Source organism: Legionella qingyii, assembly GCF_003184185.1.
On sequence record NZ_QHJG01000001.1, the window covers coordinates 262,305 to 283,412 of the forward strand.

Genomic DNA, 21,108 nt, shown 5'->3' on the forward strand with positions numbered 1-21,108 from the left:
TTAATCCCACAAAAGTAATTTCAGACTTAAGACAGAGAAACTCTTAGTATGCATAGTATGCATCTGAAATTATTTTTGCGGCAAAATCGATAAATACAGTTCGTATTGACCATTGGCATTGGATAGTAAAAATTTTTGAGTTGTATTTATAGGCCAATTCATTGGTGCTGATTTTTGATTAGGCCTACTCCATTGCAAATGTAAATTCCCTTTTTCATTTTTTAGTTCAACACGAATCAAGCCAATAACATCATCTGGATTGAACGGTTTTGAGTCTTGATCCATCAGAGATACAATCAAAATAACTTTTTCTCCACTCCTGATGGGTTCAGACCATAAAAGAGTTGGCTGAAGAGTATTGATTTTTGATGATGGCAAATGAAGAGGAAATTCTGGGATTCGAATATATTGTGTTGGCTGTTTGATACGTAATACGCTTATATCAAAATATAAATCATCGCCAAGCAACTCTCCCTCTTTGATCATTTTTATTTGGTTTAAGATAAGCTTAGGAGAAAGTTCCTGATTATTAACTGCGAAAGCCATGGATGAGAAACAAAATACAACAACTACACACCAATGTGGCCATTTCATTTTCTGACTCCTTTCAATACTTTTTTGCAATGTCCTAATTTTTTGCAAGGACAGCTCATATTCAGTATGGCATAAACCAGTAATAATGCCTATCAAGCAATATAATCTAATTGGAAGTAATCGCATTATCCATATAAATCAGGACTTACTAAAAAACCCAATCTCTTCGTTAAAAAATGTTTCTAATTCGGTCATTTAGTTTATCTAAACTCCCTCATTAAAAAAATTTTTTGCCTCGACCTTGGAGTTTTTCATAAGTCCTGTAAATATAAAGGCAGATGTTAATTAAATACTCATATGTGTTCTGTTCGATTCGTACACATGTTTCCTCCTTAACCAAATGTTGGTGTGATCTTTCAATTGGTCTATACTCAGAATCATAAATGGATGAATATTTCACAAATTGATTAACATTGGATATTTGTGTGAAAAATACGGCGTTGATATGCACAAAAAATAATAGATTAGCTTCTTTAGTCGCACCGATATGTCAATCTTGCGACTACAAGGATTTGTGGGTTAAAAACGCCAGAGAAATTTCGAATACCATTGAAACGGAACCTATTAAGTTAATTATTCTTGATACAGCGTTACAAGAGCCATGTATCATTGATGTTCTATATATTTTATCCAATGTGAAGTGTGGAATACCTATCATTGTTCTTGGTGACTGTGAAGATAAAGTTCTTTTATCCATAAAAAGAATTGGTGAATTAAAAGAGTTATATATTTACACCTTGCAGTTAAATTCTTTTTCGGAAGAAGCATTCCGAGAAATCTTGCACCTCATTGATAAAAAGAGCCAAATCATTAATGAAGAGACAATTGCTTTGGCTTTAGAGAAAAAACAATTCTTTATGAATTATCAACCCAAAATTGAATTAAGCACTTATAAATTAGTCGGCGTCGAAGCCTTAATTCGATGGCAAAGGCCTAATCATGGCCTTGTGCAACCGGATTTATTTATCCCGATCGCAGAAAAAACCGGATTGATCATTCCCATGACCTACTGGGTGATTCAAGAAGTTTTTCGACAATATGCAGCATGGAAGAGAAAAGGCATTCAGTTAAAATTTGCTATCAATTTATCAGCGAATATATTAACTAATATAATTTTGCCAGACGAACTTGGTAAATTAATGAAAGAATATAAGGTCTGTCCAGAAGACATCTGCTTTGAAATTACCGAAGCGGCAGCGATGCATTGGCCTGATATCGTATTGGAAGTATTGACTCGCATTCGCTTAAAAGGATTTTCTCTTTCAATCGATGATTTTGGAACCGGTTATTCATCTTTAGTTGAGTTGCAACGATTGCCTTTCACAGAGCTTAAAATTGATAGGTCATTTATTGGTGATGTGGCGTATAATAAGTCCAATATGCATATTGTTGGTTCAATTATCGGTTTGGGAAAAAATATGAATCTAACCCTGATTGCTGAAGGTGTTGAAACAAAAGAGGCGGCTGATAAATTATTAGCCATGGGGTGCGAAAGTATACAGGGATATCTTGTTTCTAAGCCTTTATCGGAAAGTGAGTTCTTGAGTTGGTATCGAAACAAGATAGATAAAAATGGGGTTTTCACTGGATAAGGATCTGCTATGAGAGCCATTACTATGCAAGGATCAAAGCCAACCATTTTAATTGCGGATGATGACTTATCAACACGAATGTTGCTTAGAGCTACAATTTCACAATGGGATTATCCAGTAGTTGAGGCAAGTGATGGCAATGAGGCTTGGGAAATTCTAAAACATGATGATGGACCTCAAATTGCAACTGTAGATTGGATGATGCCCAAGATCGACGGTTTGGAACTATGTCGCCGCGCAAAACATTTACCCAAACCACCTTATATGATTCTGTTGACGAGTATTTCTGGGGCTTCTAATGTGGTGAATGCTTTGGATTCCGGGGCAGATGATTTTTTAACGAAGCCATTTAATTTTATCGAATTACGAAGCCGATTACATGTAGGACAACGAATCATCAATTATACGAATCGACTTAATGAACAAAAAGCCCATGACGGTCTATCAGAACATTTGCCAATTACACTTGACCGACTAAATGATATGAGCAAAAAAATTCTGGATGAATGGGGGCGGCTTCAAAATATACTGCATTTATTGGATGCCTTAGAAAAAGAAAATCATATTAAATTTAAAAATCAGATACTCGATATTTATGATCGCCAAAAAGAATTGATTGAAGAAATAAAAAGCTTGGAAACATTGTTGGGCCATAGATCTTCCAAACGTAAAACAACAGAAGTGAAAGCAAAAAAGACTAAAAAATTGGCTAAAAAATGAGGTTAATCTATTTGAACGGATTGTGCCATGACAACAAAAAAAGCGAATATCAACAAACATGATCTACTTCAAATTCTGAGATCAGTTCCAGATTTATATCTCATATTGAGTCCAAAGTTTGAAATTATAGATGCCAGTGATGCTTACATCAAAGCTACTATGGTTAATAGAAAAGATGTGATTGGAAGAAATCTCTTTGAGGTTTTCCCTGATAATCCGAACGATCTGAATGCGACTGGATCCCGAAATCTGCACAATTCATTAGAAAATGTTCTAAAAAATAAAGTGTCTGATGCGATGGCTGTGCAAAAATATGATATTCCCTGTGATAATCTAGATGCGAATAGCTTCGAGGTGCGTTATTGGAGCCCTATAAATACACCAGTCTTTGATGAGAATCAGCAAATAAAGTACATCATTCATCGAGTTGAAGATGTTACAGACTTTATTCATCTTAAAGAACTTGGAACGAAACAGAAAGAGCTTAATGACATATTGAAATCTCGTGCTGGAAAAATGGAGCAAGAGATTTATCAAAGAGCGCAAGAAATTCAAGAAACTAATAAAGAACTACGTTTGGCAAAGGAATTAGCAGAACAGGCCAATCAAGCAAAAAGTGCCTTTTTGGCGACCATGAGTCATGAAATTCGAACCCCTCTAAATGGTGTAATAGGGATGACTAGCTTGCTTGAAGATACCCCTTTATCTGAAGAGCAAATAGAGTATGTAAAATCCATTCGAATATCCGGGGAGACTTTGTTAAATCTCATTAATGATATTCTTGATTTTTCTAAAATTGAATCAGGTTATTTTGAGCTCGATTACGTAGACTTTGATATCAGGCAAGTGATTGAAGATACTTTAGAGATTGTGGCATACAAGGCTCATGCGAAAAATTTAGCAGTAGGAGCTTTAATTGATAAAGATGTTCCCTCTTGGGTTAATACAGATTCCTCTCGTTTAACTCAGATATTAATCAATTTATTAAGTAATGCCATCAAATTTACCCAGCAAGGACAAATTGAGGTAAACGTAACACGTAAAAAAAATAAAGATAAGAAATCTAAAGACTATATAACGTTACTATTTGAAGTAAAAGACACGGGACTTGGGATTGCTCCTGAGGTGATGGGGCGTCTTTTTAAATCATTTTCTCAAGGTGATCCCTCTGTTTCACGTAAATATGGAGGTACTGGTTTAGGTTTGGTTATATCCAAACGTTTGTCTGAATTTCTAGGGGGGGAGATTGGAGTAGAGAGTAGGCCCGGAAAAGGGAGTTGCTTTTGGTTTACTATAAAAGTTAAGGAAGTCGTTTCAAATTCACCCAAAGTTATGGAATATTTTCTCCCTCGACTCAAAGGAATGCATATGTTGGTTGTGGATGATAATGAAATCAATCGCAATATATTTAAAGCGCAATTGGAAGCATGGGGAATAAGTTGTGATGTTGTAAATGATGGTTTTGAGGCTCTTAACAAACTCACCTCTGTTAAAAATAAAGTGAATCCTTATCAAATGATATTGCTGGACTATAATATGCCTGGCATGGATGGCTTGGAGTTGGCTTCAAAAATTTTAGAAATAAAGGAATTTGCAGAAACACCTATGCTGTTAGCGACTTCTTTAGGATTGCCAATTGCGAGAGAGCGTTTAGATGAGCTGAATATTAGTGCATGTATATCTAAACCAGTCCGACAATCCAAATTATATGAGGTGATCATATCTGTATTGAAGAATACATCGAAGACCGAAAAACTTGAATCCGTAGTTAAGATGGATAAGCCAACCGTTATCGAGAAAAACGCCTCGATCTTGTTAGTTGAGGATCATTCAATAAATCAAAAAGTTGCGATACATGTATTTGAGCGCCTCGGTTATAAACGGATTGATCTGGCCAATAATGGTTTAGAAGCTTTAGCGGCGTTTAATACGAAAACGTACGATTTAATTTTTATGGACTGTCAAATGCCAGAAATGGACGGGTATACAGCAACGGGTAGAATTCGAAATATAGAACAATCTAAAGGATTAAATCGTGTACCAATAATTGCAATGACCGCTCATGCACTAAAAGGAGATAGAGAAGTATGCTTAAAAGCAGGCATGGATGATTATCTTGCAAAGCCTATAAGTCTTCCAGAGTTAGAGCGAATTATGCTTCGGTGGTTGGCCAATAAGCCATCAAAAATTTCTATGAATACATCAGCTAGTAATTATGATAATGGATTTGATATTGAACGTCTGCAACTTATATTTGGAGGTGATAACGCGGCAATCGAAGGATTTATTGATGTTTTTTTTGTGCAAGCAAAAATACTTTTAAATGATTTATTGGTTGTATTAGAAGCAAGAGATTATCTTTCCTCCAAAGAAACCTGTCATCGGTTAAAAGGTATGTGTGGGAATGCCGGTGCTATTAAGTTGTATCAGTTGTCTATAGAACAAGAGAAAATGATATTAAACAATCAGTGGTCAGAGGCAATTGCCTTGCATCAAGAATTGATTCTGAGCTTAGAGGCTCTAAAATTCAAAAAAAAACACAGTGAATGATCATAAGTGCAAAAAACGGAACCAGCATCAATCCGCTAACCGAGTTCGCTGCGGTTGATGCTAGCTTGAAAAAACTTCATTACAACAATGCTAACAATACATTGATGTGACGTGTTTTTTTAAGTTAATCGAACTAATATTATCTTAAATATCAGATGAATTGATATTTAAGAACTTATTGTTCAAGGAATTGCTCATTATGTTAGAAGAATTACTTTTTTTTACCATCTCATTATTGATTGGTTTACTAATTGGCATTGAACGAGAACGTGGCCACCCTGAAGGAAGGCAATTTATTGGAGTTAGAAATTTTACATTATTATCGATGCTGGGCACTTTGGTTGCTGTATTGCAACAGACGACTCTTACTATAGCAGTAAGTTTTTTTGTTATAGGTATTTTGTTGCTAAATTATTATCAATCGATTATTAATCAGAAAAAAAGCAATAGTATTGAAATTTTAACTCAAATTACAGCATGTTTCATTTTTTGTTTGGGTTATATGGTCCCAACATCTCCTTTTCTGGCAATTACATTGAGTGCGATTATTTTTCTTGTGCTCATTGAACGGCAACGGCTGCATATTTTGGCACGAGAAAAATTCAAACCTCATGAAATTGAAACAGTTATTATCTTGGTTATTTTTACTTTAGGGATTTTACCACTTCTTCCTGATCGCACATTTGATCCTTGGCATCTATTCAACCCCAAAGAGTTTGGCTTATTAATTGCAACAGTTGCAGCAATTCAATTAGGAGGTTATATCGCAATCCATTTATTTGGTGAGCGCCTAGGAATTCCACTGACAGGATTTTTGGGGGGATTAGTTTCAAGTACTGCTGTTTTTGCTCAATTGAATAATACATTAAAACGATATCCCGGATCCTGGAATGCTATTCTAGCTTCGGGACTGTTAGCCACGATTGCAATGTTAGTAGATGTACTCATTATCATTTTGGTTGCGTCCCCAGATTTATTTATTTTTATTATTTGGCCTATAGTAGCAATGATTTGTAGCGGAGGGCTGCTTGCAGTTATTTTGCTTCATTTTCAAAAAAAACGAGTAAGAGAGAGAATATTATTAGCTACTCCTCTCAATTTATTATCCATAGTCCGTACTTCTATTATTATCGGACTATTATTGCTAATTATTGCCATGGCGAAGCGAATTATTTTTGCTAAAGGCATTTTATTGATTTCATTTTTGGGTGGGCTTGTTGAAATTCACGGTGTTTCATTGGCAACAGCTTTGCTTTATTTAGCAAATCAAATCCATATAGATGATGCACGCTTCATGGTATACATCGCTATTTTTGCTAGTTATATATCAAAAATAACTTTAGTCTGGTGTTTCACGCCTGCTCGCTTTGCTTTTTACGCCTCTATGTTGTTACTTGGAATGTTAGCCTGTGGTGTTATCATCTATTGCATTGGTCTTTAATTCAAGTAATAAGCCCATTTTCTAATAACCTAGTTTAATACAGTCCAAATCCAAATGATAATTCTGTACTATCCGGCCGGACTCTCTGGTGCAATGAATTACGTAAGCAAGTTAACTGAATATATTTATGTCGTGGGCAAACATCTAAGAATAACCCGGAAGAAATTGTAAAGAGAGGCTGCAAGTTGGTTGTTTAATAAGTATCGATTGATTTTACTCATTTCCAGAATTAATCAATCGATACGTACCGCGTTGATTCAAAAACCTCCTCATTTATAGCGAGGATGTCAAAACTGTTCTTCTCTCTAAAGTAGAGTCAGAATTGTTCTCTTCACCCAACCCCGTTTCAAAAAATCTTAACCCAGCTTGCCTAATTTTAGAGTTATTAGGTTTGGGATAATTTTCTGATGCTGGTAATAGAGTATTATTTTGAACTGCATCAGAAGTATGGCTTTGACTCATTTTGTCTATCAGTGGCTCCATCTGTGTAGGATGTTGAGTCGATTTTTTGCTATTAAAAACGCTAGGCCAAGTAAAAGCTATCGATACGAATACTAAAATGACTGGAGACAATATTGCCATGGTAATGGTTAATGCAAGTTTTGCCCCTATTGCTTCTCCCATAGTTTCACCAACATGAATTCCGCTTCGTATTCCTCCGGCAACAGAATAAGCAAGAGAGTCACCTACCAAAGCACATAATTTGAGTATATTGATGGCCCCATACTTTATTTTTTGTGCTTTTGTTTGGCCTTCTTCCAGTGGTTGATATATTGATTCAAATTTTTCTTTGAGATCGACATACGTTTTCGGGTTAAAGACTTTATATACTTGTGAAAAAGTATTAACAACCATGGTTGTCGAAGTACATATCATAGCGATAACATGTGCTAAATGAGTATCCGGAGTAGCACCTAAAGCATTAAATAGCTTATTAACCCCTGATACAGTAGTAAACCAAGTGAGCGTCGCATAAACAGCTAAAAAGATTGTACTTACGAATCCTAATAAGACACATCGCAAAAGACCATAGGGTTTTTTATAATCCTCAATAAAAAGATTTTTAAATTTTGCATAATTTTCACGTATGCCTACAGCTTGAAACGAATAAAAAGAAATCGCTGCAATCAGGGCTAACCCAATCGTAACTGCCAAAACCAGAGGGTTGGCGGCGAGCATACCTGCCCCCAAAAAATTGAGAAGTCCTACGAGACCGGCATATCCAGAAATGCCGGCAGAAATACATGCCAACAAGGTCACGATACCAAAAAATAATTTCTGACCTCTATCGAAAACCGTTTTTTCTTTTATATTTTCCTCAAGGGTCTTAAACGTTTTTTGTTTTTGAGGCTGAAAGCCAGCGCTATCAAGCATGGCTTGCCCACGACTTAATAAGCAAACTATTCCATTACATAAGGAAAGTATTATCGCTAAGCCGAGGCTAATGCCAAAGGGAGCTCCTAAAGTACTTAATAATCCCAGGCAAAATACCATACAAAGGGCCATGGAGGTAACGACTTTGCCAATGACTAATGGCACTCCCTTTAAGAGCCTATTTCTATTTTGAGTTGGGGTTCTCGTAAATTCTTGGTTATTGCAAGAACAGGTGGCAATTTGTAAGACCTCTTGCTTAGATAATCTTTTTCCACCCGAAAGTATCTCTCCCCACTTAAATGTAAGGAAACTCCAAAAATGGTGGGAAAACGGACGTTCTAGAAGATCTGTTATTCGAAGATCCCCATTGAGAATGGCTTGTTGGACCTTTTGTGATTCTTTTTCAGTAAATTGATATTGGTTAAACGAAGCAATAATCCAATCTTTTTGAGTACGAAATTTTCTTCTTAAAACCATTATAACTTCAGGACGTTTATAATTAGTAAAATCGATTTGCTCTTGTTCTAATAAACTAACTACTTTTTCCATTACGATAAATCCCTTCTTAATGCAAAGCATGTAGCTTATTTATAATTTCACAAGAATTCCATTTAAATTTTTAAAAAATTAATTATCAAAGGTAGGATATCGAAATTATTTTGATTAGAAAGATTTGACATACTTTGCGAGTTACATTCTAATCGTATTTTTTTACATGATATGGACAATCATGGCATTTTTGAATTTTCTAAAACCAGCTCCTTTTCTTAATGAAATTCAGGATAAAACCGTTGTTAAACAACAATATCGTTATTGGCGTATTCGCACCTTTTATGCCATGTATATAGGGTATGTTTTGTTTTATTTTACGCGAAAAAGTTTTACCTTCGCCATGCCGGCATTACAAAGCTCCTTGGGAATGTCCAAAACTGAACTGGGAATGATTGCGAGCATTTTGAGTTTAAGTTATGGCATCAGCAAATTTTTGAGTGGGATTCTTGGCGATAAGTCAAATCCTCGTTATTTAATGGCGATTGGGCTAATTTTGACGGGTGTTGCCAATATTTTGTTTGGATTGTCTTCCACCTGGTGGTTATTCGCTATTTTTTGGGGATTGAATGGTTGGTTTCAAGGATGGGGGTGGCCAGGATGTACTAAATTATTAACACATTGGTATTCTCAATCCGAACGTGGGCGCTGGTGGAGTATTTGGAATACATCTCATAATGTTGGTGGTGCATTAATTCCATTGATTGTTGCTATGTGCGCGCAGTATTACGGCTGGCGTTCAGCGATGTTTGTGCCTGGGATCATCTGCATTTTAGGAGGAATTTTTTTAATTAATCGTTTAAGAGATACTCCGCAATCGCTTGGTTTACCTGCGATAGAGCAATATCGAGGGGATTTTTCTGGTTTATCCAATCATCACCAAGAAAAAACAGAACTCTCAGTCAAAGAAATTCTTTGGAATTATGTGTTAAGCAACCCATATATTTGGATACTGTCCATTTCTTATTTGTTTATTTATATTGTGCGAACGGCCATTAATGATTGGAGCATGCTGTACTTAACAGAAGTGAAGGAGTATTCCTTAATCACAGCAGGGAGTTGTGTCATATGGTTTGAGGTTGGTGGTTTTTTTGGAAGTCTGGCTGCCGGCTGGCTTTCTGATAAAATATTTCATGGTAAACGCAACCCAATCAATGTACTCTTTACTGCTGGTGTATTTGTCACTTTATTGCTATTTACGTTGACTAGGGGATATACACCATTCCTCGATTCTTTGTTTCTTTTTTTCTTTGGTTTTTTTATCTTTGGACCCCAAATGATGATTGGTATGGCGTGTGCGGAGTTGGCTCATAAAAAAGCAGCCGCGACTGCAACTGGCTTTGCCGGGTTTTTTGCGTATTGTTTAGGTGCTGTTATGGCTGGGGCTCCCTTGGGTGCAATTATCAAAAATTACGGCTGGGATAATTTCTTCCTTACTTTGTTTATTTGCTGCTTGATTCCATTTCTTTTGATGCTGCCAATTTGGCATGTAAAAGCTCATCCAAGGTATCGTAAATCAGAATTTTCAGGCAAATCTGAGTTTGCTTCGTGATTGGCTCCTCTAGCTGAGCCAGTACAAATAAAGGGTGGTGCTATTAATGAAGTCGCCAGAATGTGGCGACTTAGCAAATCTAATGGAATAACGAAAGGGAAATATAATCTCAATTGAGATTAGACAATCGGTCCTGAAGTTCTTTTACACTATAAATAGCCGTCAAAATGCTGTAGGGGTAGAGTCAAGTAAGTGTCCGCTAACCGGGCTAATTCTTGTTGCGATGAACCGCTTTTTTTGCAGTAGTAATGGACTAAATTGGCAATTTGTTCAAATGGAATTAAATTCAGCAATTGAAGGCTGCATTTGTAGACATATTAAAAATGCCTGGGACCAAGGGGACAAGTAGGGCATCCATGCCATAACAGGTTAGCCACGTCCCCACCTTGTTTTGCAACCTTGGGACGTATGGGACACAGATAATCCCTGCACTTAGTTAATAACTCTAAAAGTTATCATTGATTCGCAGTTCGCAATTCGCGAATTGCGAATTTGTGCCTAGGTATTCGCCAAAGGTATGATGGTTTGAACTACTACAGATAATAAGATACGTTGAGTTTGCATTTAAAAATGCATGATATTTGCATCCCCCAAGAGCAATTATATTTATTACTCAATCGAGTACGAAAAGTGCGCATTATTGACGCTAATGATCATTTCTTTGAATTTCTTGAGGCTCCCCCTTTAGAACTTATTCCTGTGTACCAAGCTCTAAAAATCAAGTGGCATAAAAAATTTCAGCATCGTTCTAATTTGTAGTGCCTCAATTTTAGCAATTTGTTGTTTTATATAAATATTTTTGAATTTCTTTCCGAAGTCGAGACAGATTCAGTAATGCCCACTCTGCGCAACCAACGTATTGTTCTAATCCAATGTTGAGCCATATACGCTTGGTGTCCTCGGTTAAAACTCCATTGACGCGAGATGTTTAGGCAGTCTTAGCGTTTTACTAAACGATGTTCTGGAGGCCTCAGTTGCTTTTTGGGCCTCGAGTGCTTCTCTTTGCACCTGGATATCCTGTTTAATATAATTAATAGGCTGTTCGTCACTATCATAGTTTACTTCAATTTCAGCATAGTCCAGCTCTAATTTTTCTTGGATTACGAACAAGATACGATATAGATCGCCGTCTTCAGCAAGACGTTTCTTACCCAAATTTTTTTTAAGTTTCTGTAGTAAATCCATTACCTTTGCTTTTGGTGAAGGTTCAACGTCTGCTTGAAGTATAGATCCATAAGATCCATAGTATTTATCAAAGCTTTGGTTGTGCACACTAGCTAGCGCATTTTGCACTTCATCGCCATGGTTAGTTGCCCATCTGAATGAAAAAAAACGTCCTATGGAGCCGCCCCAGACATAGGGTCGGCAAAATATTGATGAATAAGCTCCGGAGTATTTAAATAGCAATTTTTTGGCTATTTCAAACTCGTCATTTTCTTTTTCTAATCTCTTCCATACAGTGCACCAATATTGAATCGATTGACCGGACATTTTTCACCTTGACCATTAATTTGCCTTCGAATTGTACGGTTAAATTAAAAAATTGTCAAATGTGGGTTCTACTCCAAATAAGCACATCATTACTCATAAGTATCAATAACTTCTATTCAGCTCAATAATTTGTATACTACCCACTCCAAATATCAGGATGATGAATATGAGTTGGGCAGCAGACGAGATGAAAACGGTTAATTTAGGAGACAAAAGACTTCATAGTCGCTTACTTTCTTTATTTGATAAATTAGGAAATTCGCCTAATTTAAGTATTCCTGCAGCGTGCGGAGGCTGGCACGAAACAAAAGCAGCCTATCGTTTTTTCGACCATGAGGAAGTGACTACAGAAAGCATTTTAAAACCCCATATAGAATCGACTTTTTCTCGAATGAAACAACACTCCATTGTGCTTTTATTGCAAGATACCACAACGCTTAACTTCACGGGACAAAAAGAACGGGAAGATATTGGCCCCATTAATCATGAAAAGCATTTAGGCTTACTACTTCACCCCATTTTAGCGGTTACGCCAGAAAGGCTGTGCTTAGGTGTTTTGGATACTTATCATTGGGCAAGGGAAAAAGTACGGCATCGAACTACTCGAGAAAAAGCCGTGATAATCATAAAGTTCCTTTGGAAGAGAAAGAGAGCTATGTTCTCCAAATAATTATAGCCTTTTAAAAATTATAACTTTATAAATGGGTATTACTCGTGCAATTGTTTGTAAAATTCATCAAACTGGCTTTTTGTTTCTTTACTAAGTCGTTTAATTTCTTTTTGATTTTCCCATAATTTTTTTATGGCATTTTTTAACATGTTATCTTTTTGTCCAACTTTTAATGAAATAGCCCATAAGTCTATGGCTTCGCAGGGTGTTGTTTGCAACTCAAAGCTATTTAGAGCTATTTTGAATATTTTTCGAGCATCATTGCTTAATTTACTCTGTTTACGATCAGACTGAAGTTGTCGTTGTTTTATTTGATAACAGATTTCATTATGAAAATATAGGGAATCTTTACGATGCCTTTTATATTGTGTGAAAACGGATTTAAATTTAACTATATAACATAAAGAACTTGAGTGGGTATCGAACTCATGAAAAATAGAATTTAAACTTTCTTTTATATCCCTCGCATCGACACAAATCGGATTAATAATTATTTTGTAATTTTTATCAATTAACATATATCATATCAAAGGATTTTCTTTATTTGGTACCCAATATACTGAAGCAATATTCATTTGTGACTCGTCCATGAGTTTGTTTAATTATAGCATAGGTAATGCATTTGGATTCTTATGAAAAATTGAGTAATTACCTTCTGGGGGTTCTGGTTCATGACAAAATCCTAAAAGCTAAAAAAGCTACTAATTAAGCAGGTATATTTGAAAGCTTCAATGTTCTTAATGCACGGTTAAAAGTTGGAATGCCTTCATCAGATGAAAGATTTGCACCATCATTTTCTAACTTTTCTCTGGCTTCTCCATAATCCAGCCAATTTACTGACGAGGTATAAGCTTGAGCTTGATCCATTACTTTCACATAAGTTCTGAAATTTTTATCTCGCGATGCCAGTCTCAAACCATTAAGATAATTATCTCGGTGAACGTTAGGTATAATAATTTTGTATTGCGATTGAGATACTAATTCAGCATTCATCATGATTCTTGATAGTCTTCCATTCCCATCATCAAAAGGGTGTACTTCGCTAATTAAAAACTGCATAAAAAGTGCTTTTTCTATGCCTGATTTAAGTAATATGTAGCGCTCAAATCCCTGATATAATGTACCAAGTACATCTTCTGGCGATACAAATAAAGTATTGCCCGCTTTATTTTCTTTTATCTTAAACTCACCAGGACGTTTTTCAGGGCGTTCTTTCATTAAGATGGCATGTCTTCTTTGTAATATCTCAATTAACTCATCTGGAGTATCGGGGGTAATACTCATCTCAGAATAATCATTTGTAATGATGAAGTTAGATAGTACGTCATGACTATCCGCATGACGGTTATTTACTTCTATCCCTTTAAATACGATATCTTCTGCTTCATCAATAATAAATTCTGTACCTTCAATAAAGTTGGAAAAATAGGATTCATAGAAACTTAGGTTTTTAAATGAAATGGCAGTGTATTCATATTCTCTAGTAAGTAGGGTGCATTGGTTAAGATAAACTGTCAACTCATCAAAAAATTGTACTCTATGCTCATCATAAGGTTTTTTCTGAGCTACAGCTTTCGCATAATTTGAGAACAATATATTTTCATGAGTGTGGGTGGACAGTAAAGCACTAATAATCTGATTCAGTTTTTGGTACTCCTTTTGATAACCCAATTCTTTGGCAATATCTTTGGCTTCATCTCTGATCTGATTAATACTTTCTTCTCCTCGTGTGCGCAATTCTTTTGCAAGAATTTTTTCGACACCTTCAACACCAATTGTTTTAATACCTATATAAGATGATCCTCTTACCGTAGAGAGATTTTCGAGCAAGGTACGAGGCATATTGCTCTTGAATAAATTAGGTAATATTTGATCAATGAAATCATGATTGTTGCCCTTATACACTTTAATCGTTAAGCCTGGTAAGTTAATGGTTTTTACATAAGAGCTAATCACAAAGATAATCGCTTCGTTTCCTAATCTTTTAGGCTTTAAGTCTGAGGCTGTACTGAAGGCAAGTATTCCTTCTGATACGATATGAGGAATTATTTTCATCCAATTTTGAATAACAATTTTGTTAATCTCAGATTTTAAGTCATCAGTATAGATACCGTGATATATCCTGCGTAGCTTACCTTCTAGATACTCTTTAGATAATTGCTTGGCTTGTTCAGTAGTATTTGCAATCTTAATCATAGTTTTCTCTAGTGAATTTAAGGTAATTAATATGAGAATTATGGAATATAATAAACAAGAAATGTGAATGTTGGAATATTATAATAATAAAAAGAGAATTTAAGGGTAGTTTGATTGGGTTAATTGAATTTCGGAATAATTTTTTATAGATATTTAATGATTGATTTTACTGACTTTAATTGGTGGGCCCACTAGGACTTGAACCTAGGACCAACGGATTATGAGCCCTGATCTTTTAAAATAACTCGTTGATTTTAAAGTAATAATATGTCACGGGACACCACTACAAATGTCGTACAGAGTATAACAATGTCGTACTCAAACACGCAAATCTCACGCAAGGATATTTTAGCTAATTTAATGGCATTTTTCTGGGAAAGACATTCGGTTTTTATGAAAATGGCTATTTGTAATGACTACATGATGAGTAAGCTATATTAGTTCACTCTCCAGCTCATCAGAATTTGCCAATGTAATTCCGGCATAAATTGCTTCTTGTTTATCCTTTAAAAATGCCCATAAGCGATCGCCATATGAAAAATGCCACCACTCATGTAGATAATTAACAAAATCATGCTTGTACATTATATCTAGAAGGATTTTTCTATTCTGGAATACTTCAGCTGAAATATTCTGAGAATAGGTTTCACAAATATCTGGATCGACTTTGTACCAATCTTTAATTGCCATGCCAAAATCAATTAAATTTCCATTGGGGTCAATAACTTCAAGATCTACTGCGCCGCCAGAACTATGAGGAGGTATATTCGGTGCTCCTTTAAAAAAGCTTACAGGGGCAATTAATAAACTGGCTTCTTTGAAAAGTTCTTCCTCAGATTTATTGGGGTTTTTTAATCTCAAATTGTTATAGTGTTCATCAAATAGAATTTTTTGAACTTCTAAGCTTCGTAATCCTTCATATATTCTGAATTTCCAACCATGAGGAAGTTGCTTTTGAGCAAGACATAGTTTTTCATAGACGGTTTTTCTTAATTTAGTGTAATCATTTTGGGTTAAAGGTGTATCTGGAGGAGGGCCATAAGCAAGCTCTTGCTGTTCTTTTAGATCGACTAGAGGTTCATTATTTTCACGAATAAAAATACTACTAATTTTTTTTTCGTTAATAACAGGACCTTTTTTCATTATTTCTAACTTGGTCGTCGAATTTTGAGAATTATAGTTTTTTTAAATTCAAGGCTCAATAGACGTAATAGTATGGACCCCGCCACCTATCGAAAGGCTTCTATTTGAGCCAGAATGAAGATGTTAATAGTCATTCAATCAAGCAGGGGGAGTCATACTATCACGTCAAACCTCGGGTGCTTTCACTATTCCATACTTTTAATTAATTCAAAATAGTATGGGGATGTTGTTTGTCGATGTATATCGCTTGGATTGGATTTAATCCCTTGTTGCGTGTATTTATAACGAACTTCCTTTAAATAATCCATTACAATTTGTTTTGATTCAGGTTCAAGTAAGTTTTTGCCTGAATTTTTATATGCAATAGACAATGGGCCAAATAAATAACCGTCTAAATCAGAATCATTTGTCTGCTTTAATTCATCTATTAATGATTTCATATAAATTTTCTGTAACTCTTTTGATTTAAAAGTTAATGCGTATTTCAACATAACAGAAGAATTATGTGTAACATGTTTTAACCATTCATTTATTTTTTCTGATTTATTGCTTATTTCATCTGCTGTATGCGTATCAATAAACCCTCTTACTCCTGTATCAGCCATATGTTGCGTTAATGAATTACTATCTAAAAGTGTTTCAAAGAAATCTTTAACCATGGGCAGTTCATGGGCAATATATTTTTTATCGTTACTATGTTGTTGGTTATAAAGCATGATGTTTTCTATAATTTTGCTTTTTATTTCTTCGCGATCAGTTTCATTATAAATAGTCAGTAACTTTTTAATTAAATCAGGCTCTTCTGACCTTGAAACTAATCTGTCTATCATAATACCACGTTTAACGTCATTTAATTCGTTATTGGCTGCTAATTGCATTTGAACAACAGATGGTGAAGTAACATAGTGAGCTGGAGGAGCATCCATGATCATTTGAAATTCCTCATAAGGCATTGAGTTAAGTTCTTGTGCTGATACATTTTCAAGAGTTCTGTTGCTTTGGATTGTTGTCTGAGTAAATTGTTCATTCTTTATTTTTTCGTCATTAAAATAAGGGAAATAATTAAATAAATTTCTTGGTAACCAAACACGACCTGGCATAGTATCATAACCTTGGCTATAAAATGCCCACCAAACATATGTGTCACATCTCCATCTTCCGCATTCAATTGCTTGGCCAGTTGGAGGATTTCCTGTGCCTATATGATAATCAGTATCAGAAGTATAAACTGGACACCACCAGCGCTGATGATTTGCTTCGACAAGAACATTGTATCCTCTCGTTCCTCTATCGGCTACCCCGTATTTACTGCCCCAATAAGGCGAACGTGCTTTAAAATTTATAATTGTATTTATTTGTCCTACAATTGGTTCGTTTAGTATCTCTATAACTAGGGTTGCAATTGAATTCATCCCACTTGGGTCATACATTGTTGCGGTTGCTATGCCAACGTGCCCTAGCCAACCAAGACCTGGATAGTTTAAGTCTCTTGCCACAATCTCAGCGGGATACATTTTCTTAGCGTATATTGTTGGTGATATTCCCGCGATTGTGATTATTGCGATTGATGTTACTAACTTTTTACATCTCATTATTTAGCCTTATTATTTCAAAACTTTAAAATTAAGAAGTGTTCTGATAATTTAGTAACTAACTGTATAGTAAGTTCATTATCAAAAACCTGAGATAGTGCCTTGAGGACTGTCCAATAAATTTAAATCACATTCTGTATTTGAACGGTTTTTATCTTCATTTAAGAGGCTATTCTTTGCTTTCAAAATCTTGCATTTTATGCGTCCTTGATTAAATTTTTTAAAAGTAACTCTGTTATTTTATTAACAGACCATGATTCAAAATTCCGTTTAAGATTAAAAACTGTAATTTTGATGGGGGGATTTAATCATTGATTTTTATGAAATTATACTGACAATTTATCTCTACTATTGGTAGAATAAATTTGCTTTTTTGATTAGAATAAGCGCACAATTGTTTAATTGTTGTTAGGGATGTTAGAAATAAAAAAAATTTTTTGGAGTGACGTCAGAAATATCATAAAGACTATAAATCCTGTTTTTTTTGAATTCGTAGATAAACTTTCCCCCGACAGTAAATTTCCGATGTATCTTGTAGATTATGGTTATGGAGATTTGGTTGGTGATGATGATGGCATATTTTTACCAACCCAAACCGGCCAATATGTTCGTCTTGATTCAGAGTATATACCTCGCGATATGTTGAATGACTTGGTTTACGGTTTGACTAACAGCCAAAACCATCGTTGATAAACTCGAACATATCCCCGGTAAAACTCAAAGGTTTTATCGTGATCATGATTTAAAAGGCTTTGCTTTAAGAATTACCTCAGGTGGTGTCAAAAGTTTCATCATTGAAACCAGAATCAATGGTAAGGTTAAAAGAGTGACCTTAGGCAAATACGGCAACTTGACGGTTGAAGAAGCCAGAAAGCAAGCCAAAAGTCTTTTGGGCAGTGTGGCCAGAGGTGATGATCCGATAGCGGAAAAGAAAACCAAAAGAGTTCACGCCATGACCTTACAGCAGGTGTTGAATGATTACCTCAAAGCAAGAAAAGATTTAAAACCACGCACCTTAAACGATTATCAATGTGTATTGCATGAAGTAGTACCTGACTGGCTTGATAAACCGCTGGTAAATATCACCCGAGAGATGATAGCCAAACGACATACCAAGCATGGCCAGGCAAATAGTAAAGCACGTGCCAATAATGCTATGAGGGTATTAAGAGCCATTTTTAATTACGCCATGTATGAATATCAAGATGGCAATGGTCATCCAATTATTACTATTAACCCAGTTAAATACCTATCACACACACGGGCATGGTATCGAGTAGACCGAAAACAAACAGTCATCAAACCGCATCAATTAGCTGACTGGTACAAAGCAGTCATTGTCTTGGTGGAGACAGACAACTACCGCAATGCCTTACTGTGGCATGATTATTTTTTATTACTCTTATTCACCGGCATGCGAAAAATGGAAGCTGCCTCTTTGCGTTGGGAGGATATAGATCTCAAATCCAAAACTATCACCCTTCAAGACACCAAAAACCATGAGATACATACACTACCCATGTCTGATTTTGTCTATGAGCTAATGGAACGCAGAAGCCGGAATAAAACCAGTGAATTTGTATTCCCAGCTGAAAGTAAAACTGGTTATATCTATGAACCTAAAAAAGCGGTGAATAGGGTGGTGGAATTATCCGGTGTTTCATTTACCTTACACGACTTGAGAAGAACTTTTGCGACCATAGCTGATAGCCTTGATTTGCCTGCTTATGCTTTGAAGCGGTTACTCAACCATAAAATGAACAATGACGTTACAGCAGGGTATATCATGAAAGACGTTGAGCGATTAAGAAAACCCATGGAACAAGTAGCTAATTTTATACTTAAGCATATGATGGAGGCTGCGGATATTAGTTAATCAAAAAAATTTAATCGCTTGCACCGTTGCTCTAGCAATTCGAGATATTTTTCCTGCATCGGTTGAGATAAAAAACTCAAACCAATCAGCTCTCGCCATTCTGGTATTACCTGATGGAACTCTTGTACGATCCCATCGATGACGTTCTGGTTTAATCCTAATTTTTCAATGGCAAAATATTTAAGAAAATCACTCTTTGTTAAATTATTTTTTTTTCCTTTTAGAGGTAAAGCCAGTTCTTCTTTGGTATTTTTTTGAGCGATGGTTGATTAAGTAAATCGTAGGCTGGTGATATGGAAATTTTTCTATCCTTCGTAATTAAGGAAAAATTTTTTAGATGCATATCTTCATTGCCGACCAGGAAGTTAAACAACGTCAGCTTAAATAATTTCACGAATTCAATTTTTGGGAATGTACAAAACTGCTGTATGACTGCAATTACCTTTTCCATAGAACTTTTATATTTCGTATGTCGATCTTCACCTGATAGCTGTGCAAAATCTTCTAAAGCTAACTTTTTATTATGGCCTATTCTATCAAAGCGTTTAATGAAGTAGGTCAAACTGTTGTCTTTAGAATAAACCAAACCATGAACCGGAACTTCGAGGCCAATGGCCTTTGCAAGGGTCATAGTAATGGCTTCATTTTCCGGCAATTCTGGGTAAATATCACTTTGTGGTTTTAAAATGTACTGACCCCTTTGATCAACGATTTCAAAACCTCCCTCCTTAATCTTTAGTTTGGCACTTAGTTTCTTTTGGACGCCTTGAATAGACATCTTTCCTACACGAGCAATTGCTTCCTGTCGCTGCTCATCAGCACTTAAATCTAATGGGCTAAGGTTTTTTAATTGAGGGGAAAGTAAATGCAATCCACGTTGAGAATAGTTTTCTTGGTCACTAATTAAGTCATAAGTAATAGGGCAGCGTTTCATCTTAGTTCCTCAATCGTCACTGCACCTACGACATCTTGGCCAACTATTATCAATTGACCAAAATAATCATTTTTATCGATTTTATATTTGCGTAATAATGCTTCAAGCATAATACCTTCAGGTAGCAATCCTTCAAAAAAAGGGGGAAATACGTCAAAATCATAGATCTTATTGGTTAACGGCATGGTGAGAGAAACAGGTGCTCCCTGATAATCATTAAGGTAAGTAAATTGATATTTTTTACCTTCTAACTCCTCTAATATTCCAGCTCTAATGCCATTCACTGATATGTATGCTTTTCTCATTAATTATTATCCCTTGTTTGAGGAAAAGGCGTTTCAAATTTCATTTGAATATTTAACACATCTAATACTTTTAGCAATGTATTTAGCCGCACCGATTCTTTCCCTTTTTCAATATCATAGATAACCGTCTTACCGACCCCAGCTAACCGAGCTAATTCCTGTTGCGATAAGCCGCTGTGTTTGCGGTAGTAATGGACTAAATTGGCAATTTCGTGTGTGGGCATGGAACACCAAAAATTAATTATATATTACTGTTATAGCAGTAAAAATGATAAAAATAAATTTATTATTGCATTTCTTTGCATTAATTCACCATAAATTACTGTTATGGCGGTAAATTTAATTGATTTCCTGATTTTCCCATATTTATTTATTATAAATTCCTAAAAATTACTGTTATCGCGGTAAATTTGAGGAGGGGGGGAATAACAAAAATTCATGTTCTGCTTATGCACTGAAGCAATTACTGGCTCTACCCCAAAAAAGGGGGCATTTTAATCAAGTTAGTCTAGACTAACCCATTGATTTG

The 21,108-nt window shown here is 35.5% G+C and carries 18 protein-coding genes and 1 pseudogene; 9 read left to right on the forward strand and 10 right to left on the reverse strand.

What is annotated here, in order from left to right; translation table 11 throughout:
* Positions 1 to 69: 69 nt before the first annotated feature.
* Positions 70 to 594, reverse strand: coding sequence for a hypothetical protein (locus tag DGG96_RS00925; RefSeq protein WP_110141139.1), 525 nt, complete (start codon positions 592 to 594; stop codon positions 70 to 72).
* Between the two features lie 425 nt (positions 595 to 1,019).
* Between DGG96_RS00925 and DGG96_RS00930 the strand changes: the two genes are divergently transcribed.
* The 4 genes from DGG96_RS00930 (at position 1,020) to DGG96_RS00945 (ending at position 6,897) form a co-directional block, all read left to right on the forward strand.
* Entirely contained in the window at positions 1,020 to 2,186 is a 1,167-nt protein-coding gene (locus DGG96_RS00930) for a putative bifunctional diguanylate cyclase/phosphodiesterase (protein WP_110141140.1), read from the forward strand.
* Between the two features lie 9 nt (positions 2,187 to 2,195).
* Positions 2,196 to 2,906 carry a response regulator gene (locus DGG96_RS00935; protein ID WP_110141141.1) on the forward strand — a complete coding sequence of 237 codons (711 nt, stop codon included), beginning with the start codon at positions 2,196 to 2,198 and terminating at the stop codon, positions 2,904 to 2,906.
* A 27-nt stretch (positions 2,907 to 2,933) separates the two neighbouring features.
* Positions 2,934 to 5,456: a response regulator gene (locus DGG96_RS00940; RefSeq protein WP_110141142.1), complete on the forward strand. Its 2,523-nt coding sequence runs from the start codon at positions 2,934 to 2,936 to the stop codon at positions 5,454 to 5,456.
* Positions 5,457 to 5,655: 199 nt separating this feature from the next.
* Positions 5,656 to 6,897 carry an MgtC/SapB family protein gene (locus tag DGG96_RS00945; protein WP_110141143.1) on the forward strand — a complete coding sequence of 414 codons (1,242 nt, stop codon included), beginning with the start codon at positions 5,656 to 5,658 and terminating at the stop codon, positions 6,895 to 6,897.
* Between the two features lie 273 nt (positions 6,898 to 7,170).
* On the opposite strand, the gene DGG96_RS00950 is transcribed toward DGG96_RS00945, so the two are convergent.
* A complete protein-coding gene (locus DGG96_RS00950) occupies positions 7,171 to 8,820 on the reverse strand; it encodes a hypothetical protein (RefSeq protein ID WP_110141144.1) in 1,650 nt (549 codons plus the stop codon).
* A gap of 181 nt (positions 8,821 to 9,001) precedes the next feature.
* On the opposite strand from DGG96_RS00950, the gene pgtP reads away from it, so the two are divergent.
* A complete protein-coding gene (gene pgtP, locus DGG96_RS00955) occupies positions 9,002 to 10,372 on the forward strand; it encodes an MFS transporter (RefSeq protein WP_110141145.1) in 1,371 nt (456 codons plus the stop codon).
* Between the two features lie 570 nt (positions 10,373 to 10,942).
* Positions 10,943 to 11,131 carry a hypothetical protein gene (locus tag DGG96_RS00965; protein WP_110141146.1) on the forward strand — a complete coding sequence of 63 codons (189 nt, stop codon included), beginning with the start codon at positions 10,943 to 10,945 and terminating at the stop codon, positions 11,129 to 11,131.
* A 144-nt stretch (positions 11,132 to 11,275) separates the two neighbouring features.
* On the opposite strand, the gene DGG96_RS00970 is transcribed toward DGG96_RS00965, so the two are convergent.
* Entirely contained in the window at positions 11,276 to 11,863 is a 588-nt protein-coding gene (locus tag DGG96_RS00970; protein ID WP_110141147.1) for a hypothetical protein, read from the reverse strand.
* 166 nt (positions 11,864 to 12,029) lie between these two features.
* Here DGG96_RS00970 and DGG96_RS00975 point away from each other — a divergent pair, with 166 nt between their 5' ends.
* Positions 12,030 to 12,533, forward strand: coding sequence for an IS4/Tn5 family transposase DNA-binding protein (locus tag DGG96_RS00975; RefSeq protein WP_158618852.1), 504 nt, complete (start codon positions 12,030 to 12,032; stop codon positions 12,531 to 12,533).
* Between the two features lie 38 nt (positions 12,534 to 12,571).
* On the opposite strand, the gene DGG96_RS00980 is transcribed toward DGG96_RS00975, so the two are convergent.
* The 4 genes from DGG96_RS00980 to DGG96_RS00995 all read right to left on the reverse strand — a co-directional run bounded on the left by DGG96_RS00980 (position 12,572) and on the right by DGG96_RS00995 (position 17,464).
* The gene (locus DGG96_RS00980) at positions 12,572 to 13,051 is read right to left on the reverse strand and encodes a hypothetical protein (protein ID WP_110141149.1); all 480 of its coding nucleotides are present in this window, start codon (positions 13,049 to 13,051) and stop codon (positions 12,572 to 12,574) included.
* A 187-nt stretch (positions 13,052 to 13,238) separates the two neighbouring features.
* Positions 13,239 to 14,729 (reverse strand): Fic family protein, encoded by a 1,491-nt coding sequence (locus DGG96_RS00985; RefSeq protein WP_110141150.1) that lies wholly within the window; start codon positions 14,727 to 14,729, stop codon positions 13,239 to 13,241.
* A 432-nt stretch (positions 14,730 to 15,161) separates the two neighbouring features.
* Entirely contained in the window at positions 15,162 to 15,872 is a 711-nt protein-coding gene (locus DGG96_RS00990; RefSeq protein ID WP_110141151.1) for a M15 family metallopeptidase, read from the reverse strand.
* Positions 15,873 to 16,057: 185 nt separating this feature from the next.
* Positions 16,058 to 17,464 carry a hypothetical protein gene (locus DGG96_RS00995; protein WP_165831557.1) on the reverse strand — a complete coding sequence of 469 codons (1,407 nt, stop codon included), beginning with the start codon at positions 17,462 to 17,464 and terminating at the stop codon, positions 16,058 to 16,060.
* 525 nt (positions 17,465 to 17,989) lie between these two features.
* On the opposite strand from DGG96_RS00995, the gene DGG96_RS01000 reads away from it, so the two are divergent.
* The gene (locus DGG96_RS01000; protein WP_233590466.1) at positions 17,990 to 18,154 is read left to right on the forward strand and encodes a hypothetical protein; all 165 of its coding nucleotides are present in this window, start codon (positions 17,990 to 17,992) and stop codon (positions 18,152 to 18,154) included.
* On the forward strand, positions 18,147 to 19,340 hold the full coding sequence (locus DGG96_RS01005) for a tyrosine-type recombinase/integrase (RefSeq protein WP_110141152.1): 1,194 nt from the start codon (positions 18,147 to 18,149) through the stop codon (positions 19,338 to 19,340). The genes DGG96_RS01000 and DGG96_RS01005 overlap by 8 nt, the downstream gene beginning before the upstream one ends.
* On the opposite strand, the pseudogene DGG96_RS01010 reads toward DGG96_RS01005, so the two are convergent.
* The 3 genes and pseudogenes from DGG96_RS01010 to DGG96_RS01020 all read right to left on the reverse strand — a co-directional run bounded on the left by DGG96_RS01010 (position 19,337) and on the right by DGG96_RS01020 (position 20,803).
* Positions 19,337 to 20,274, reverse strand: a pseudogene (locus tag DGG96_RS01010) (lpg2370 family Dot/Icm T4SS effector). The gene DGG96_RS01005 and the pseudogene DGG96_RS01010 sit on opposite strands and share 4 nt — an antisense overlap.
* A complete protein-coding gene (locus DGG96_RS01015) occupies positions 20,271 to 20,579 on the reverse strand; it encodes a HipA N-terminal domain-containing protein (protein WP_011216258.1) in 309 nt (102 codons plus the stop codon). Before DGG96_RS01015 ends, DGG96_RS01010 begins: the two are co-directional and overlap by 4 nt.
* A complete protein-coding gene (locus DGG96_RS01020) occupies positions 20,579 to 20,803 on the reverse strand; it encodes a helix-turn-helix transcriptional regulator (protein ID WP_110141153.1) in 225 nt (74 codons plus the stop codon). The genes DGG96_RS01015 and DGG96_RS01020 overlap by 1 nt, the downstream gene beginning before the upstream one ends.
* Between the last annotated feature and the right edge of the window lie 305 nt (positions 20,804 to 21,108).

What these genes read in the sequence shown, in the direction of transcription:
- DGG96_RS00925 (WP_110141139.1), bottom strand. Translation starts at nt 594, where the DNA reads ATGAAATGGCCACATTGGTGTGTAGTTGTTGTATTTTGTTTCTCATCC.
- DGG96_RS00935 (WP_110141141.1), top strand. Translation starts at nt 2,196, where the DNA reads ATGAGAGCCATTACTATGCAAGGATCAAAGCCAACCATTTTAATTGCG.
- DGG96_RS00940 (WP_110141142.1), top strand. Translation starts at nt 2,934, where the DNA reads ATGACAACAAAAAAAGCGAATATCAACAAACATGATCTACTTCAAATT.
- DGG96_RS00945 (WP_110141143.1), top strand. Translation starts at nt 5,656, where the DNA reads ATGTTAGAAGAATTACTTTTTTTTACCATCTCATTATTGATTGGTTTA.
- DGG96_RS00950 (WP_110141144.1), bottom strand. Translation starts at nt 8,820, where the DNA reads ATGGAAAAAGTAGTTAGTTTATTAGAACAAGAGCAAATCGATTTTACT.
- pgtP (WP_110141145.1), top strand. Translation starts at nt 9,002, where the DNA reads ATGGCATTTTTGAATTTTCTAAAACCAGCTCCTTTTCTTAATGAAATT.
- DGG96_RS00965 (WP_110141146.1), top strand. Translation starts at nt 10,943, where the DNA reads ATGCATGATATTTGCATCCCCCAAGAGCAATTATATTTATTACTCAAT.
- DGG96_RS00970 (WP_110141147.1), bottom strand. Translation starts at nt 11,863, where the DNA reads ATGTCCGGTCAATCGATTCAATATTGGTGCACTGTATGGAAGAGATTA.
- DGG96_RS00975 (WP_158618852.1), top strand. Translation starts at nt 12,030, where the DNA reads ATGAGTTGGGCAGCAGACGAGATGAAAACGGTTAATTTAGGAGACAAA.
- DGG96_RS00980 (WP_110141149.1), bottom strand. Translation starts at nt 13,051, where the DNA reads ATGTTAATTGATAAAAATTACAAAATAATTATTAATCCGATTTGTGTC.
- DGG96_RS00985 (WP_110141150.1), bottom strand. Translation starts at nt 14,729, where the DNA reads ATGATTAAGATTGCAAATACTACTGAACAAGCCAAGCAATTATCTAAA.
- DGG96_RS00990 (WP_110141151.1), bottom strand. Translation starts at nt 15,872, where the DNA reads ATGAAAAAAGGTCCTGTTATTAACGAAAAAAAAATTAGTAGTATTTTT.
- DGG96_RS00995 (WP_165831557.1), bottom strand. Translation starts at nt 17,464, where the DNA reads ATGAGATGTAAAAAGTTAGTAACATCAATCGCAATAATCACAATCGCG.
- DGG96_RS01000 (WP_233590466.1), top strand. Translation starts at nt 17,990, where the DNA reads ATGTATCTTGTAGATTATGGTTATGGAGATTTGGTTGGTGATGATGAT.
- DGG96_RS01015 (WP_011216258.1), bottom strand. Translation starts at nt 20,579, where the DNA reads ATGAGAAAAGCATACATATCAGTGAATGGCATTAGAGCTGGAATATTA.
- DGG96_RS01020 (WP_110141153.1), bottom strand. Translation starts at nt 20,803, where the DNA reads ATGCCCACACACGAAATTGCCAATTTAGTCCATTACTACCGCAAACAC.